This is a genomic window from Pseudomonas sp. TH37 (assembly GCF_016650735.1).
Lineage (GTDB): Bacteria > Pseudomonadota > Gammaproteobacteria > Pseudomonadales > Pseudomonadaceae > Aquipseudomonas > Aquipseudomonas farris.
This window is the reverse complement of record NZ_JAEKFD010000003.1, coordinates 525,245-540,001: the sequence shown is the minus strand read 5'-3', so window position 1 is coordinate 540,001 and position 14,757 is coordinate 525,245. Positions and strand designations below refer to the sequence as shown.

The 14,757-nt window shown below is 60.2% G+C and carries 12 protein-coding genes; 4 read left to right on the top strand and 8 right to left on the bottom strand.

Annotation, left to right across the window (positions count from 1 at the left end; translation table 11 throughout):
- Positions 1-155 precede the first annotated feature (155 nt).
- The 5 genes from JFU11_RS11710 to JFU11_RS11690 form a co-directional block, all read right to left on the bottom strand.
- Positions 156-1,973: an ABC transporter ATP-binding protein gene (locus JFU11_RS11710; protein ID WP_123723132.1), complete on the bottom strand. Its 1,818-nt coding sequence runs from the start codon at positions 1,971-1,973 to the stop codon at positions 156-158.
- Positions 1,966-2,568 (bottom strand): DsbA family protein, encoded by a 603-nt coding sequence (locus JFU11_RS11705; RefSeq protein ID WP_187326510.1) that lies wholly within the window; start codon positions 2,566-2,568, stop codon positions 1,966-1,968. The genes JFU11_RS11710 and JFU11_RS11705 overlap by 8 nt, the downstream gene beginning before the upstream one ends.
- 39 nt (positions 2,569-2,607) lie before the next feature.
- Positions 2,608-3,549 carry a rhodanese-related sulfurtransferase gene (locus JFU11_RS11700; RefSeq protein ID WP_008005914.1) on the bottom strand — a complete coding sequence of 314 codons (942 nt, stop codon included), beginning with the start codon at positions 3,547-3,549 and terminating at the stop codon, positions 2,608-2,610.
- A gap of 207 nt (positions 3,550-3,756) precedes the next feature.
- Entirely contained in the window at positions 3,757-4,056 is a 300-nt protein-coding gene (locus JFU11_RS11695) for a BolA family protein (RefSeq protein WP_052964137.1), read from the bottom strand.
- Between the two features lie 12 nt (positions 4,057-4,068).
- Positions 4,069-4,593, bottom strand: coding sequence for a DUF2059 domain-containing protein (locus JFU11_RS11690; RefSeq protein ID WP_201060663.1), 525 nt, complete (start codon positions 4,591-4,593; stop codon positions 4,069-4,071).
- A 192-nt stretch (positions 4,594-4,785) separates the two neighbouring features.
- Here JFU11_RS11690 and JFU11_RS11685 point away from each other — a divergent pair, with 192 nt between their 5' ends.
- Positions 4,786-6,180 carry a class II fumarate hydratase gene (locus JFU11_RS11685; RefSeq protein ID WP_123723130.1) on the top strand — a complete coding sequence of 465 codons (1,395 nt, stop codon included), beginning with the start codon at positions 4,786-4,788 and terminating at the stop codon, positions 6,178-6,180.
- A 139-nt stretch (positions 6,181-6,319) separates the two neighbouring features.
- On the opposite strand, the gene JFU11_RS11680 is transcribed toward JFU11_RS11685, so the two are convergent.
- Complete coding sequence (locus tag JFU11_RS11680; protein WP_123723129.1) at positions 6,320-7,279, bottom strand: DMT family transporter; 960 nt, start codon at positions 7,277-7,279, stop codon at positions 6,320-6,322.
- Positions 7,280-7,480: 201 nt separating this feature from the next.
- On the opposite strand from JFU11_RS11680, the gene JFU11_RS11675 reads away from it, so the two are divergent.
- Positions 7,481-7,675, top strand: a complete 195-nt coding sequence (locus JFU11_RS11675) for a DUF6316 family protein (RefSeq protein WP_123723128.1) — start codon at positions 7,481-7,483, stop codon at positions 7,673-7,675.
- Between the two features lie 137 nt (positions 7,676-7,812).
- On the opposite strand, the gene JFU11_RS11670 is transcribed toward JFU11_RS11675, so the two are convergent.
- Both JFU11_RS11670 and pap read right to left on the bottom strand, forming a co-directional pair.
- Positions 7,813-8,997 (bottom strand): thiolase family protein, encoded by a 1,185-nt coding sequence (locus JFU11_RS11670; RefSeq protein ID WP_123723127.1) that lies wholly within the window; start codon positions 8,995-8,997, stop codon positions 7,813-7,815.
- 105 nt (positions 8,998-9,102) lie between these two features.
- Positions 9,103-10,626, bottom strand: coding sequence for a polyphosphate:AMP phosphotransferase (gene pap, locus JFU11_RS11665; protein WP_123723126.1), 1,524 nt, complete (start codon positions 10,624-10,626; stop codon positions 9,103-9,105).
- A gap of 253 nt (positions 10,627-10,879) precedes the next feature.
- Here pap and mnmC point away from each other — a divergent pair, with 253 nt between their 5' ends.
- Both mnmC and JFU11_RS11655 read left to right on the top strand, forming a co-directional pair.
- Positions 10,880-12,862: a bifunctional tRNA (5-methylaminomethyl-2-thiouridine)(34)-methyltransferase MnmD/FAD-dependent 5-carboxymethylaminomethyl-2-thiouridine(34) oxidoreductase MnmC gene (gene mnmC / locus JFU11_RS11660; RefSeq protein WP_201060661.1), complete on the top strand. Its 1,983-nt coding sequence runs from the start codon at positions 10,880-10,882 to the stop codon at positions 12,860-12,862.
- Between the two features lie 121 nt (positions 12,863-12,983).
- Positions 12,984-14,756 carry an N-acetylglutaminylglutamine amidotransferase gene (locus JFU11_RS11655; RefSeq protein WP_201060660.1) on the top strand — a complete coding sequence of 591 codons (1,773 nt, stop codon included), beginning with the start codon at positions 12,984-12,986 and terminating at the stop codon, positions 14,754-14,756.
- Position 14,757 lies beyond the last annotated feature (1 nt).

Genomic DNA, 14,757 nt, shown 5'->3' with positions numbered 1-14,757 from the left:
AACGCTACCGCTAGACTAGGATGGGTTCTCACTCTAGGCAAGCCGGGGAAGCTCATGCTCAACAGCAGCATAGTCCCAGCGCTTCGGGGCTGGGCTTCATCCTCATGTGCTCATCCTTGCCGGGGAAAACGCCCTGAGCGTCCTGTGGCCCTCATTTAGTGCTGCTGCAAATGCCCATAAAGCTTGGCGTACAACCCACCATCAGCAATCAATTGCTGATGGTCGCCATCCTCGGCAACTTGCCCACCATCGAACACCAGCACCCGGTCGGCCTGCTTCACCGCAGACAACCGGTGCGCAATGATCAGCGTGGTGCGGTTGCTCAAGAACCGCGCCAGTGCCTGGTGCAGGTTGTATTCGGTGGCTGCGTCCAGGGCGGACGTGGCCTCGTCGAGGATCACCACCTTGGGTTCGGCCAACACCATTCGCGCAATCGCCAGGCGTTGACGCTGCCCGCCGGATAAACGCACACCGGAGCGCCCGACAATACTGTCCAGGCCATTGGGCAATTCACGTACCGTGTTGTGCAGTTGAGCAATTTCCAATGCCTGCCAGCAGGCTTCGTCGCTGCGTTCGCGGCCCATGGTCAGGTTGGCGCGCACGGTGTCGTTGAACAGTGCCGGATGCTGCAAGACCACGGCGACATTTTCGCGCACGGTTTCCAGACCGATCTCTTCCTGAGTCGAACCACCGAAACGGATGGTGCCGGCCAGCGGCGTGTACAAACCGAGCAGCAACTGCACCAAGGTGCTTTTCCCTCCCCCGCTGGCGCCGACAATCGCGACTTTTTCACCGGGGGCAATCGACAGGTTCATTTGGTTCAACACCAACTCGTCGCCGTAGCCGAAACTCAGCCCCTGAACTTCGATGCCCACCGTGTCGCGCCCCTGGAACGGGTCGACACTGCCGGTGTATTGCGGCTCGTCAGCGCGGGCCAGCAACTCGTTGATCCGCGACAGCGCACCGCCAGCGGCGTAAAAGGCGTACTGCAAGTTGAGCAGCTGTTCCACCGGACCGATCATGAACCACAGGTAGCTGAACACGGCCAGCATCTGGCCGATGGACAGGTCGGAAAACAGCACAGTGAGCATGGCCGCGGCACGGAAAATATCGATACCGAACTGGAACAGCAAGCCGCTGGCACGGTTCGATGCATCGGTTTTCCATTGCGAGTTCACTGCGTAATCGCGTACTTCCCGCGCTCGCTGCCCCAACCGTCCAAGGAAAAAGCCCTGTCGATTACCGGCGCGCACCTCCTGGATGGCATCCAGGGTTTCGGTCAAGGCCTGGGTGAAGCGCGAGGTGCTGTCGTTCTCGAGTTTCTTCAGGTGTTTGACCCGCTTGCCCAACTGCACCGTGGCATAGATCACCAGCGGGTTGAACAGCAGGATCAGCAGCGCGAGTTTCCAGTGCATCCACATCAGGATGGAGGCGGTGCCCACCAGCGTCAGCATGGCCACGAGGAAACGACTGAGGGTTTCGCCGACGAATTTGTCCAGCGTGTCCAGGTCGGTCACCAGGTGCGTGGTCACCGTGCCGCTGCCCAGGCTTTCGTATTCCCCCAACGAGATGCACTTGAGCCGCTCGATCAACCGCACCCGGATCCGATACACGATGTCTTTGGCCAGCGCCGCAAACAATTTCGCCTGCACAACGTTGAACAACAACGCCGCACAGCGTAGTGCCAGAGTCACCAGCAGCATCAGGCCAATGTAACCCGCGGCTTTCTGCCAGACGTCAGGCAGCGCGAGGTTCATGATTTTCAGCGCGGCGTCGCCGTGGCCCAGCAGCACTTCGTCGACCAGCAACGGCAACAGCAAGGGGATCGGCACGCTGCACAGCGTTGCCAATACAGCGACGCCGTTAGCGATCCACAAGGATTTTTTATGGTGAAGGGCCAGGCGACGGATTTCCGCCCAGCTCAGACGGTCGACACGTGCAGGGGCTGGAACGTCGTCGGGCAGATCATGCACAGGCAGCGCGCTCCAGCCAGCGGCCGAGCAACGGTGACAACACACTCAGAGGCTGATACCCATTGGTCAGCAACGCCAATTGACCATCACGCTCTGCCAGCAAGGTTGGGAAACCGGCAATGCCCAGGTCCTGGACCCAGGTGAAATCAGCAGCGGTGGCTGCGTGCTGATCGGCACGGTCGAAGGCTGCAGCGAACTCGATGCGCGGCAAACCAGCCTGCTCTGCCAGCTCGACCAACACGCTGGCGTGGGTAACGTCGCGACCTTCGGCGTAGAACGCATGCTGGATCAACCCGAGCAGTTTCCACGCGCAATCCGGTGCCAGGCTGCGCGCCGTCACCAGCGCCCGACATGCAGGCTCGGTGTCGTAGACAAACCCGTCGGGCAACGCGCCTTCAAACTTGAACGGTTGGCCGGTGGCCTCGTGGACCGCCTGCCAATGCTCAAGGATGTAGCGCCGGGTAGTCGGCTCCAGCGCTGAGCCACTGCCGGTGCGCAAACCGCCGACTACCAGATGCACGTCCACTCCCGCTGCCTGCGCCTGCTCGACCAGCGCGTTGGCCACTGGCGCAAAACCCCAGCACCAGGAACACATCGGGTCCATCACATAGAGCAGGCGACGTGCAGACATGGTTCAAGCCTCGGAAGGAGTTTGCTTGTAGTTGTAACCGATCGGGTGCGGCATGTTGCGCGCCTTGGCCAGTTCGATCTGCTTCTGCCGGTCGATGGCACTGCGACGGGTTTTCTCGCTCAGCTTATCCCAGCAATGCGGGCAACTGATGCCAGCCACGTAATGCTCGGATGCACGGTCTTCCACACTGACGGGCGTACGACAGGCATGACATTGATCGTAGTCGCCTTCGCTGAGATCGTGACGAACGGTCACGCGGTTATCGAACACGAAGCAGTCGCCCTGCCATTTGGTTTCTTCCTGCGGCACCTCTTCGAGGTACTTCAGAATGCCGCCCTTGAGGTGATAAACCTCGTCGAAACCCTGGTTGAGCATGTAGCTCGAGGCCTTTTCGCAGCGAATGCCGCCGGTGCAGAACATCGCGACTTTCTTGTGCACGGCCGGGTCGAAATTGGCTTTGATGTAGTCAGGGAATTCGCGAAAACTGGTGGTCTTCGGATCGATGGCGCCTTCGAAGGTGCCGATCGAGACTTCATAGTCGTTACGGGTGTCGATCAACAGCACTTCAGGATCGCTGATCAGCGCGTTCCAGTTCTGCGGATCCACATAGGTGCCGACCTTTTTGTTCGGGTCCACGCCTTCGACGCCGAGGGTGACGATTTCTTTCTTGAGTTTGACCTTGGTGCGATAGAACGGCTGCTCGTCGCAGTACGACTCTTTGTGGTCGATGTCGTCCATGCGTGGGTCGTTCTTGAGCCACGCCATCAGCCCGTCAATGCCTTCGCGGCTACCGGACACGGTGCCGTTGATGCCTTCTTCGGCAATCAGCAGCGTGCCTTTGATGCCGTTGTCGACCATTGCTTGCAGCAACGGCTCGCGCAGGGCGACGTAATCTTCCAGGGTGACGAACTTATACAGTGCCGCCACGACAATCTGTTGTGTCATGGGTAATTCTCCAGGTGGCTACCCTCGTAAGGGGTGAACCGGATGCGAAAAAAAACGCGCCGGGTGAGCGGCGCGTTGCGGATTCTAGCAAAAAACAGCAGCGATTGGCTTTAGATGGCCAAGATCGCAGCCTTCGGCAGCTCCTACAAAAGCACGGCCTTGCGCAACCCTGTAGGAGCTGCCGCAGGCTGCGATCTTTTGATCTGCTTAATGTTTGCTGCCACCAGCACAGGTCGGCGAGGCCGGAGCCGCGTCGATCTGTGCCCATTCTTCCGGCGTGTAGGTATGCAGCGCCAACGCATGGAACTCGCCCATCAGTTCGCCCAAAGTGCCATACACCTTCTGGTGACGCTTGACGCGATTGAGGCCTTCGAACTGCTGGCTGACCACCACCGCCTTGAAGTGGGTCTGTAACCCACGGCTGTGCATGTGGCTTTCATCCAGCACTTGCAGATGCTCGGGCTGTAGCAGTCCGAGTGTCGATTCGATGCGTTGTTGCATGGTCATCCCGAACTCCGCTTAAGGCTTTTTCTTGGCAGGAGCAGCGGCGCCTTTAGGCTCCAGCTCGGCCGTCATGTCAGCCAGCAGTTTGTTGACTACAGGCACCGCGCTTTCCAGCTTGGCTTGAGTCATCTGGGCCGATTGCTGAGTCAGCTGCGGCATTTTTTCCAGGACTTTCTTGCCCAGTGGCGACTTGTAGAACGCAACCAGATCCTTGAGCTCGGATTCGCTGAAATTGGTGGTGTAAAGCTTGACCATGTCCGGCTTCAGCTTGTTCCAGCCAATGGCTGCGTCCAGAGCGGCGTTGGCCTTGGCCTGGTAAGTTTCCAGCAGGGCTTTTTTCGATTCAGGGGCTTTGGTCTGTTCAAAGCGCTGAGCGAACATTTGCTGCACTTGCATGTACACCGGAGTGCCCAATTTGTCAGCGTGCGCCAGGGTCAGGAAAGCTTCGGCACTGGCGTTGTGGCTGGCGGTATCGGCAAAAACCTGGCCGCTGGCGCAAACCAGTGCAACCGCGGTACAGATGGCACGAAGACGAGTCATCGAGTTTCCTTTTCTAGCAGGCGAGGCAAAACCTCAAGGGCGTCCATTCTGCACCTAAAAAAGTGTGTCACTCAACCCCAAGCCTTGTCGCGCCTGATTTAGAGGGGTTGAACGGTCAAATTCCAGACTGATGGAACCACGGCCGACGATCACGGCCTAAACTGCGCTATCAGACCTACGGGAGTGTGCATGATGAGCCGTATCGAAACCGACAGCCTGGGCCAGGTGGAAGTCCCGGATGACGCTTACTGGGGCGCTCAGACGCAACGCTCGCTGATCAACTTCGCCATCGGCAACGAGCGCATGCCGCTGGCGGTGCTGCACGCCCTGGCCCTGATCAAGAAAGCCGCGGCGCGGGTCAATGATCGCAATGGCGACCTGCCCGCTGACATCGCCCGGCTGATCGAACAAGCCGCTGACGAAGTGCTCGACGGCGATCACGACGAGCAGTTCCCGTTAGTGGTCTGGCAGACTGGCAGCGGCACCCAGAGCAACATGAACGTCAACGAAGTTATCGCCGGCCGCGCCAACGAACTGGCCGGCAACCCGCGCGGCGGCAAGAGTCCGGTGCACCCCAACGATCACGTCAACCGTTCCCAGAGTTCCAACGATTGCTTCCCCACGGCTATGCACATCGCGACGGCCAAGGCGGTGCAACAGCATTTGCTGCCGGCGATCAGCGAGTTGTCTGGCGGGTTGGCGGAGTTGTCCGCACGGCACATGAAACTGGTCAAGACCGGTCGTACCCATATGATGGACGCCACGCCGATTACCTTCGGCCAGGAACTCTCGGCGTTCATCGCACAACTGGATTACGCCGAGCGGGCGATCCGCAGCGCGTTGCCGGCCGTCTGTGAGCTGGCTCAGGGCGGCACTGCGGTCGGCACCGGATTGAACTCGCCCCACGGTTTTGGCGAAGCGATCGCTGCTGAACTGGCCGCCCTTTCCGGCCTGCCGTTCGTCACCGCCCACAACAAATTCGCCGCCCTGGCCGGTCACGAACCGTTGGTCACCCTCTCCGGCGCCCTGAAAACCCTTGCCGTGACCCTGATGAAAATCGCCAACGACCTGCGTCTGTTGGGCTCCGGGCCGCGAGCAGGGTTTGCCGAAGTGAAACTGCCGGCCAATGAGCCCGGCAGCTCGATCATGCCCGGCAAGGTCAACCCGACTCAGTGCGAAGCGCTGTCGATGCTGGCCTGTCAGGTATTGGGCAACGACGTTGCCATCGGTTTTGCGGCCAGTCAGGGCCACCTGCAATTGAATGTGTTCAAACCGGTGATCATCCACAACCTGCTGCAATCGATCCGATTGCTGGGCGATGGTTGCAGTAACTTCCAGCAGCATTGCATCGCCGGGCTGGAACCGGATGCCGAGAAAATGGCTGAGCATCTGGAGCGAGGTTTGATGCTGGTGACGGCGCTGAATCCGCATATTGGCTACGACAAATCGGCCGAGATTGCCAAGAAGGCTTACAGCGAGGGGCTGACCTTGCGCGAGGCGGCGTTGCAGCTGGGGTATCTAACGGATGAAGAGTTTGATACCTGGGTAAGGCCGGAGGACATGTTGGAGGCTGGCAAACAGGGGTGAATCTGAAAGTGATTTAGTGCCTGACAGTCAGTCTTCGCGGGCAAGCCACGCTCCCACAGGTTTTGTGTCGATCCCGAATATTGTGATCGACGCAAAACCTGTGGGAGCGTGGCTTGCCCGCGATGAACGATAACGCGGTCTAACTGGCCGCCATCCGCACCCGCCGGGCACGAAGCCCCGCCATCAACGATGGCCCCAACGCCACCAGCGCCGACCCAAGCACCACCAACACCGCCCCGCCATAACCCAGGCCATTGATCTGCTCGGCATGCACATACTCCGGCCATAACCACGCGGCAACGGCCACGGCGGCAAAGGTCACCAGCGGTGTGATCGCCAGCGTCGCACTGACCCGCGAAGCCTCCCAATGGGCCAACGCTTCGGCAAAGGCGCCATAAGCGATCAACGTGTTCAAACAGCACGCCAGTAGCAGCCAGCCTTGCAGCGGGCTCAGTTGCAGCGCCTCCAGCGGATGCACCCATGGCGTCAGCAACAGCGCGCAGAACAGGTAAATCACCATCATCACCTGCAACGAATTCCACACCGTGAGCAACTGCTTCTGGCCCAAGGCATAGAAGGTCCAGACCGTGGACGCCAACAGCACCATCAGCACACCGGCGGTGTAATCGGTCAGGGAGGTGAGCAACTCACTCAAGCGCTGATTGAAAAAGAGCGCAAAGCCGATCAGCAGCACCAACAGGCCAATCCCCTGCCCCACGCTGAACCGTTCCTTGAACACGAACAGACTGGCGATCAGCAACATGATCGGGCCCATTTGCACCACCAGCTGCGCGGTACCGGGGCTGAGCAGGTTCAGGCCCATCAGGTACAGCACGTAGTTGCCGACCAGTCCGAGTACCGCCATCAACACCAGCCAGCCACCGCGCGGGCCGAGAACTTTGCGACTCGGCAGGCGTTTGGTCGCTGCCAGATAAATGAACAGGCAACCGCCGGACACCAGCAGGCGAAACCAGGTCACCGTCACCGGGTCCATCACCAGCAGTACTTGCTTGAGCTTGATCGGCAGGATTCCCCACAGCAACGCAGTCAGCAAGGCCAGGCACAGACCATAAACCCAGCGACCCGATGAAATATGCATGCTGACCCCAAAGCCGATTGGCGAAATCGGTCATTCTAGGCTCAGACCGGGGCGCGACACAGGGACAGTTGCCAACGGGCCGCGAATGAAACTGTGCAGGTCGCAGCATAAAGTTGACGATATGCCGTCGATCAGGTGGCCAGGCGGGGCAAGTGGTTCATGCATAAGCTCATTGAAACCGTCACCCGCAGGAGATCGCCCATGTACGGCATGCGCGCCCAAGACAACGCCCCCGCCACCCACTTTCGCTGTGACCGCTTGTGTCGTGTGAATGGAGAGCTGTATTTCACCACGCGGGAGCACACGCTGGAGGGGCCGTTTGAAAACCGGGAGGCAGCGATGCGTGAAATTCAGGCGTATGTCGAGCGGATGCAGTTCTTGTGCATGAGCCGGTAAACCGTGGCGCCTGCATCGCGGGCAAGCCCGCTCCCACAGGGTTTGTGGCGTTCGCTGTATTTGTGATCGCCGCCAATTACTGTGGGAGCGGGCTTGCCCGCGATAGCAATGCAACAGTCTCTACATAATCAGGGTGCTTACCGCACCGCCTCAAACAACCCGGTAGCCCCCATCCCGCCCCCCACGCACATGGTGACGATGCCGTACCGCAGGTTACGCCGCTGCAACTCTCGCACGATGTGCCCGACCTGACGCGAACCGGTCATGCCGAACGGATGGCCGATGGCAATCGAACCGCCATTGACGTTGTATTTGTCGTTGTCGATTTCCAGCCGATTGCGGCTGTACAGGCATTGCGAGGCGAACGCTTCGTTGAGCTCCCACAGATCAATGTCGGCAACCTGCAACCCCTTGGCCTTGAGCAACTTCGGCACCGAGAACACCGGGCCGATGCCCATTTCGTCCGGCTGGCACCCGGCCACGGCAAAACCGCGGAAGAAGGCTTTGGGCTTGAGCCCCAGCGCCAGGGCTTTCTCCAGGCTCATCACCAGGGTCATCGAAGCGCCATCGGACAGTTGCGACGAGTTGCCGGCGGTCACCGAGCCGTCTTCGGCAAACACCGGTTTCAACCCGGCCAGGCTTTGCAGCGTAGTGTCCGGGCGGTTGCAGTCGTCGTGATCGACGATGCCGTCGAGTATCTGCACCTGGCCGGTGACCTTGTCCTCAACGCGATACTTCACCGCCATTGGTACGATTTCATCGTTGAACAACCCGGTGGCCTGCGCCAGGGCGGTACGCTGCTGACTTTGCAGAGCGTATAAATCCTGCTCTTGGCGACTGACATCGTAACGACGCGCGACGATCTCGGCGGTCTGGCCCATGGGGAAATAAATTCCCGGCACCTGCTCTTTCAGCAGCGGGTTGATCAGGTTGTCGGTGTTGACGCTTTTCATGGTCAGACTGATCGACTCGACGCCGCCAGCGACAATAATGTCGCTGCACCCCGAGGCAATCTGATTGGCGGCAATGGCGATGGCCTGCAAGCCCGACGAACAGAAGCGGTTAAGCGTCATGCCGCCCGTGCCGATGCCCAGGTGCGACAGCACCGCGACGTTGCGGCCAATGTTGAAGCCCTGGGCGCCTTCGTTGGAGCCGGCGCCGACGATGCAATCTTCGACGCTGGCCGGGTCGACGTCATTGCGCGTGAGCAGCGCGTTGACACAGTGGGCCGCCATATCGTCCGGACGGGTCATGTTGAACTTGCCGCGAAAGGATTTGGCCAGGCCGGTCCGTACGCTGTCGACGATCACCACTTCACGCATGACATACACCTCATTGTTGTTGTGAGTCAGGAGTTGGACCGAGCATAAGTCCACCCTATGACTGACCGCGACAATCATTCACCCCGCGTATGCGTAGCCATCGGTTCAGCGCTTGCGCTTTTGCAGTTTTTTCTCGCGTTTGTCGGACTTTTCGAAGGCCTCTTCCAGCGCCTGGTTAATGGTGCGCAGAACCTTGACCCGCGCCCAGCGCTTGTCGTTGGCTTCCACCAGAGTCCACGGCGATATCTCGGTGCTGGTGCGATCGACCATATCGCCGACGGCGGCGCGGTAATCGTCCCATTTGTCGCGATTGCGCCAGTCGTCTTCAGTGATTTTGAAGCGCTTGAAGGGGATCTCTTTGCGCTCCTGGAAACGCTCCATCTGAGTCTGTTTGTCGATGGCCAGCCAGAACTTGACCACGATCACTCCGGCATCGGCGATCTGCTCTTCGAAGTCGTTGATCTCGCCATAGGCGCGCATCCAGTCCGCCTTGCTGCAAAAGCCTTCGATGCGTTCCACCAACACCCGGCCATACCAGGAACGGTCGAACACGGTGAATTTTCCCCGGGCCGGAATATGCCGCCAGAACCGCCAGAGATACGGTTGCGCCCGTTCGTCCTCGGTCGGCGCGGCGATCGGAATGATGTCGTACTGGCGTGGATCGAGCGCCGCGGCCACCCGACGGATTGCCCCGCCCTTGCCTGCCGCGTCGTTGCCTTCGAACACCGCGATCAACGCGTGGCGACGCATGCGTTTGTCGCGCATCAGCCCGGAAAAGCGTGCTTGCTCGGTAATCAGTTGCTCTTCGTAATCGTCCTTGTCCAGCTGCTGGGTCAGGTCCAGGCTATCGAGCAGATTGACTTGATCGACACTGGGGAACAAGGGCGCTGCGCTGACTTTGTGCGGGTGAATCCTGGGCCTCTTCAGCGCAGTCTGCAGACCTTCGAGCAGGATCTTGCCGACCGTCAGACTGCGATAGTGCGCGTCCACGCCGGCGATCACATGCCACGGCGCATAGTCGCGGCTGGTGCGGCGCAATATACGTTCGCCGTACTTCACAAACCTGTCGTACGTTTGGGACTGTTGCCAGTCCAGCGGGCTGATGCGCCAACTGTGCAGCGGATCGTCAGCCAGCGCCTTGAGCCGCGCTTTCATTTGTTTTTTGGAGAGGTGAAACCAGAACTTGAAGATCAGCGCGCCTTCGTCGCAGAGCATCTTCTCCAACCGCTCGGCCCCGTTGATGCTTTGATCGAGTCGCGGATCCTTGAACAGGCCATGAACCCGTCCCTGCAGCATCTGGCTGTACCAGTTGCCGAAGAAAATCCCCATGCGGCCCTTGGCCGGAAGCATCCGCCAGTATCGCCAGGCTGGCGGGCGTGCCAGCTCTTCGTCGGTCTGCTGGTCGAAGGTGCGGACCTCGATCAAGCGCGGGTCCATCCATTCGTTGAGCAACTTGACCGTCTCGCCCTTGCCGGCCCCTTCGATGCCGTTGATCAGAACGATGACGGGAAAGCGGTGTTGCTGGCGAAGTTCGAACTGCGCTTCGAGCAAGGCTTCTCGCAGAGCGGGCACTTCGGCGTCATAGGTTTCTTTGTCGATGGCATGACCGATTTCGGCGGATTCGAACATAGAGCAGCTCCTTCCAGGATTGAGCAAGACTAGCGGAAGATGGAGGTTTGCGGTGATGTAAAAAAGATCAAAAGATCGCAGCCTTCGGCAGCTCCTACATGGGACCGGTGTACACCTGTAGGAGCTGCCGAAGGCTGCGATCTTTTACGGTAACCACCATTCTGAGCAGGCGGTTGGCCCGGCGTCTTGCCATGGATCAAGCACCGCAGCAGCGATCGGCTAGAATGGCCACCTTGCCGTTGCCGAGCCTGCCATGAAACCTGTATTGCCCCACGCCCAGCTCGACTGGGACGACCAAGGTCGCCCGCGTTCGCGGGTGTTCGATGATGTGTATTTTTCCGACCTGTCGGGCCTTGAAGAAACCCGTTACGTGTTTCTGCAGCAAAACGATTTGCGTGACCGTTTCGCCGCCTTGCCGGTGGATGGTCGACTGGTGATTGGCGAGACCGGTTTCGGTACCGGGCTGAATTTTCTCTGTGCCTGGCAGTTGTTCGAACAGCACGCGGTGGCCGGTGCGCGGCTGCATTTTGTCAGTGTCGAAAAGTACCCGCTGAGCGCGCCCGATCTGCAACGAGCCTTGGCCTTATGGCCGGAGCTCAAGCCGTTTGCCGATCAATTGCTGGCGCAATACGTAGCGATCCATCAAGGCTTTCAGCGCCTGGTGTTGGACAACGGCCGCGTCACCCTGACCTTGCTGGTCGGCGATGCACTTGAGCAGTTGCCGCAACTGGATGCACAGATCGACGCCTGGTTTCTCGACGGTTTCGCCCCGGCGAAAAACCCTGACATGTGGACCGCCGAATTGTTTGCCGAACTGGCTCGCCTGGCGGCACCCGGCTCGACCATCAGTACCTTCACCAGCACCGGCTGGGTGCGCCGCCTGTTGAACGCGGCGGGCTTCAAGATGAAACGCACGCCCGGCATCGGCCACAAGTGGGAAATTCTACGGGGCACATTCCTCGGTTGGCCTGAAGAGGCCGCTAAACCAGCCGCGACAAAACCATGGTTCGCTCGCCCACAACCGCTGACCGGCGAACGCCGCGCCCTAGTGATCGGCGCCGGGCTGGCCGGTTGCGCCAGCGCCGCCAGCCTCGCCGCTCGGGGTTGGCAAGTCAGCCTGCTGGACCGCCACGAAGCACTGGCGCAGGAAGCCTCGGGCAATCCTCAGGGTGTGCTGTACCTCAAGCTTTCGGCCCATGGCACGGCGTTGTCGCAATTGATCGTCAGCGGTTTTGGCTACACCCGACGCCTGCTGGAACAGCTGCAACGTGGCGTCGACTGGGACGATTGCGGGGTCTTGCAACTGGCCTTCAATGCCAAGGAAGCCGAGCGTCAGGCGCAATTGGCTGCGGCCTTTTCACCGAGCCTGGTGCACCTGCTCGATCAACCCCAGGCCCAGGCCCGGGCCGGCATCGAGTTGGCGCACGGCGGCTTGTTCTACCCTGAGGGCGGCTGGGTTCATCCGCCCGCGTTGTGCCAGTGGCAAGCGGCCTCAACGAACATCCAGTGGCTGCCCCATCGCGACGTGCTGGAACTGCGCAAGGTCGATGATCAGTGGCAGGCCTGGGACGGCGATGCATTGCTGGCCAGTGCGCCCGTGGTGATTCTGGCCGGCGCCGCCGAGATCAAGCGTTTTCCATACAGCGCCGACCTCCCCCTCAAACGCATTCGCGGCCAGATCACCCGACTGGCGCAAACCCCTGAAAGCCAGAGCCTGGCGACCGTCGTCTGCGCCGAAGGCTATGTGGCGCCCGCACGCTTGGGCGAACACACACTCGGCGCCAGCTTCGATTTCAAAAGCGATGAGCTGACCCCGACCGTCGCCGAACACCTCGGCAACCTGGCGTTGCTCGAGGAAATTTCCACTGACCTGGTCGCCCGTTTGCATGTTCCAGACCTGGACCCGCAGCAACTGGAAGGACGCGCGGCATTCCGTTGTACCAGCCCGGATTACCTGCCGATCGTCGGACCGTTGGCCGAACAGGCCGCCTTCGCCGAGGCCTATGCCGCGCTGAGCAAAGATGCCCGACAAGTGCCCGATGTGCCCTGCCCATGGCTCGAGGGGTTTTACGTCAACAGCGGTCATGGCTCTCGCGGTTTGATCACCGCGCCGTTGTCTAGCGAGCTGTTAGCGGCATGGCTTGAAAACGAGCCGTTGCCGTTGCCAAAAACAGTGGCCGAGGCCTGCCATCCCAACCGTTTTGCCTTGCGCCAATTGATCCGCGGAAAAGTCTGACGCGCGCCTTATAACTTATCGGTCTAAAACTCCAGGGATTCACGTGGGTCAGTTTCTGAGTACCCGCCGTTTTTGGCGGGTATCGATTGACCCTCCCCAACGGAAAAACCGGTAAGGACTTATGTGCGGATTAGCTGGAGAATTACGTTTCGACCATCAACCTGCGGACCTCGCAGCCATAGAACGAATCACCCATCACCTGGCCCCTCGCGGCCCTGATGCGTGGGGCTTCCACAGCCAAGGGCCGATTGCCCTGGGCCATCGGCGCCTGAAAATCATGGACCTGTCGGACGGCTCGGCACAGCCGATGATCGACAACCAATTGGGCCTGTCCCTGGCCTTCAACGGCGCGATCTACAACTTCCCGGAACTGCGCACCGAACTGGAAAGCCTCGGGTACGCCTTCTATTCCGGCGGCGACACCGAAGTGCTGCTCAAGGGTTATCACGCCTGGGGCGAAGCCTTGTTGCCCAAACTCAACGGCATGTTCGCCTTCGCTATTTGGGAGCGCGACGCCAAGCGTCTGTTCATCGCCCGCGACCGTCTCGGCGTGAAGCCGTTGTACCTGTCGCGCACCGGCCAGCGCCTGCGCTTTGCCTCGGCCCTGCCGGCATTGCTCAAGGGCGGCGACATCAACCCGATCCTCGATCCGGTGGCGCTCAATCATTATCTGAATTTCCACGCCGTGGTCCCGGCCCCGCGCACTTTGCTGGCGGGCATCGAAAAGCTGCCCCCGGCGAGCTGGATGCGCATCGACGCGGATGGCACCACCGAGCAGAAAACCTGGTGGACCCTGCCCTACGGCCCACACGCCGATGAGCTGAATCTGACCCTCGAAGACTGGCGCGATCGCGTGCTCGACAGCACCCGTGATGCAGTGGCGATCCGTCAACGGGCGGCGGTGGATGTTGGCGTGCTGCTTTCCGGTGGTGTCGATTCGAGCATGCTGGTCGGTCTGTTGCGTGAAGTCGGCGTTGAAAACCTGTCGACCTTTTCCATCGGTTTTCAGGATGCCGGCGGCGAGCGCGGTGACGAGTTTCAATATTCGGATCTGATCGCCAAGCACTACGGCACACAGCACCATCAGCTGCGCATCGACGAGAAAGAAATCATCGAGCAACTGCCCGCGGCGTTCCGCGCCATGAGCGAGCCAATGGTCAGCCATGACTGCATCGCGTTCTATCTGCTGTCTCGCGAAGTGGCCAAGCACTGCAAGGTGGTACAAAGCGGCCAAGGCGCGGACGAGTTGTTCGCCGGTTATCACTGGTATCCGCAGGTGGACGGTGCGAGCGATCCGTATGCCGCGTATCGCGATGCGTTTTTCGACCGCAGCTACGCCGACTACGCGGCCACGGTGCAGCCGAAATGGCTGACGGCCAACGACGCGGCCGGCGACTTCGTGAAAGAACATTTCGCTCAGCCCGGTGCCGACGCAGCCGTGGACAAAGCCCTGCGTCTGGACAGCACCGTGATGCTGGTGGATGACCCGGTCAAACGCGTCGACAACATGACCATGGCCTGGGGCCTGGAAGCGCGCACGCCGTTTCTCGACTATCGCCTGGTGGAATTGTCGGCGCGGGTTCCGGGCAAATTCAAACTGCCGGATGGCGGCAAGCAAGTCTTGAAAGAAGCGGCACGGCTGGTCATTCCGAGTGAAGTGATCGACCGCAAAAAGGGTTACTTCCCGGTCCCTGGCCTCAAGCATTTGCAGGGCGACACGCTGAACTGGGTGCGTGAACTGCTGCTCGATCCGAGTCAGGATCGTGGCCTGTTCAACCCCGCCATGCTCGACCGCCTGCTGACCGATCCGCAAGGTCAACTGACCCCGTTGCGCGGCTCCAAGCTGTGGCAATTGGCAGCCCTGAACCTGTGGCTCAGTGAACAAGGAATCTGAT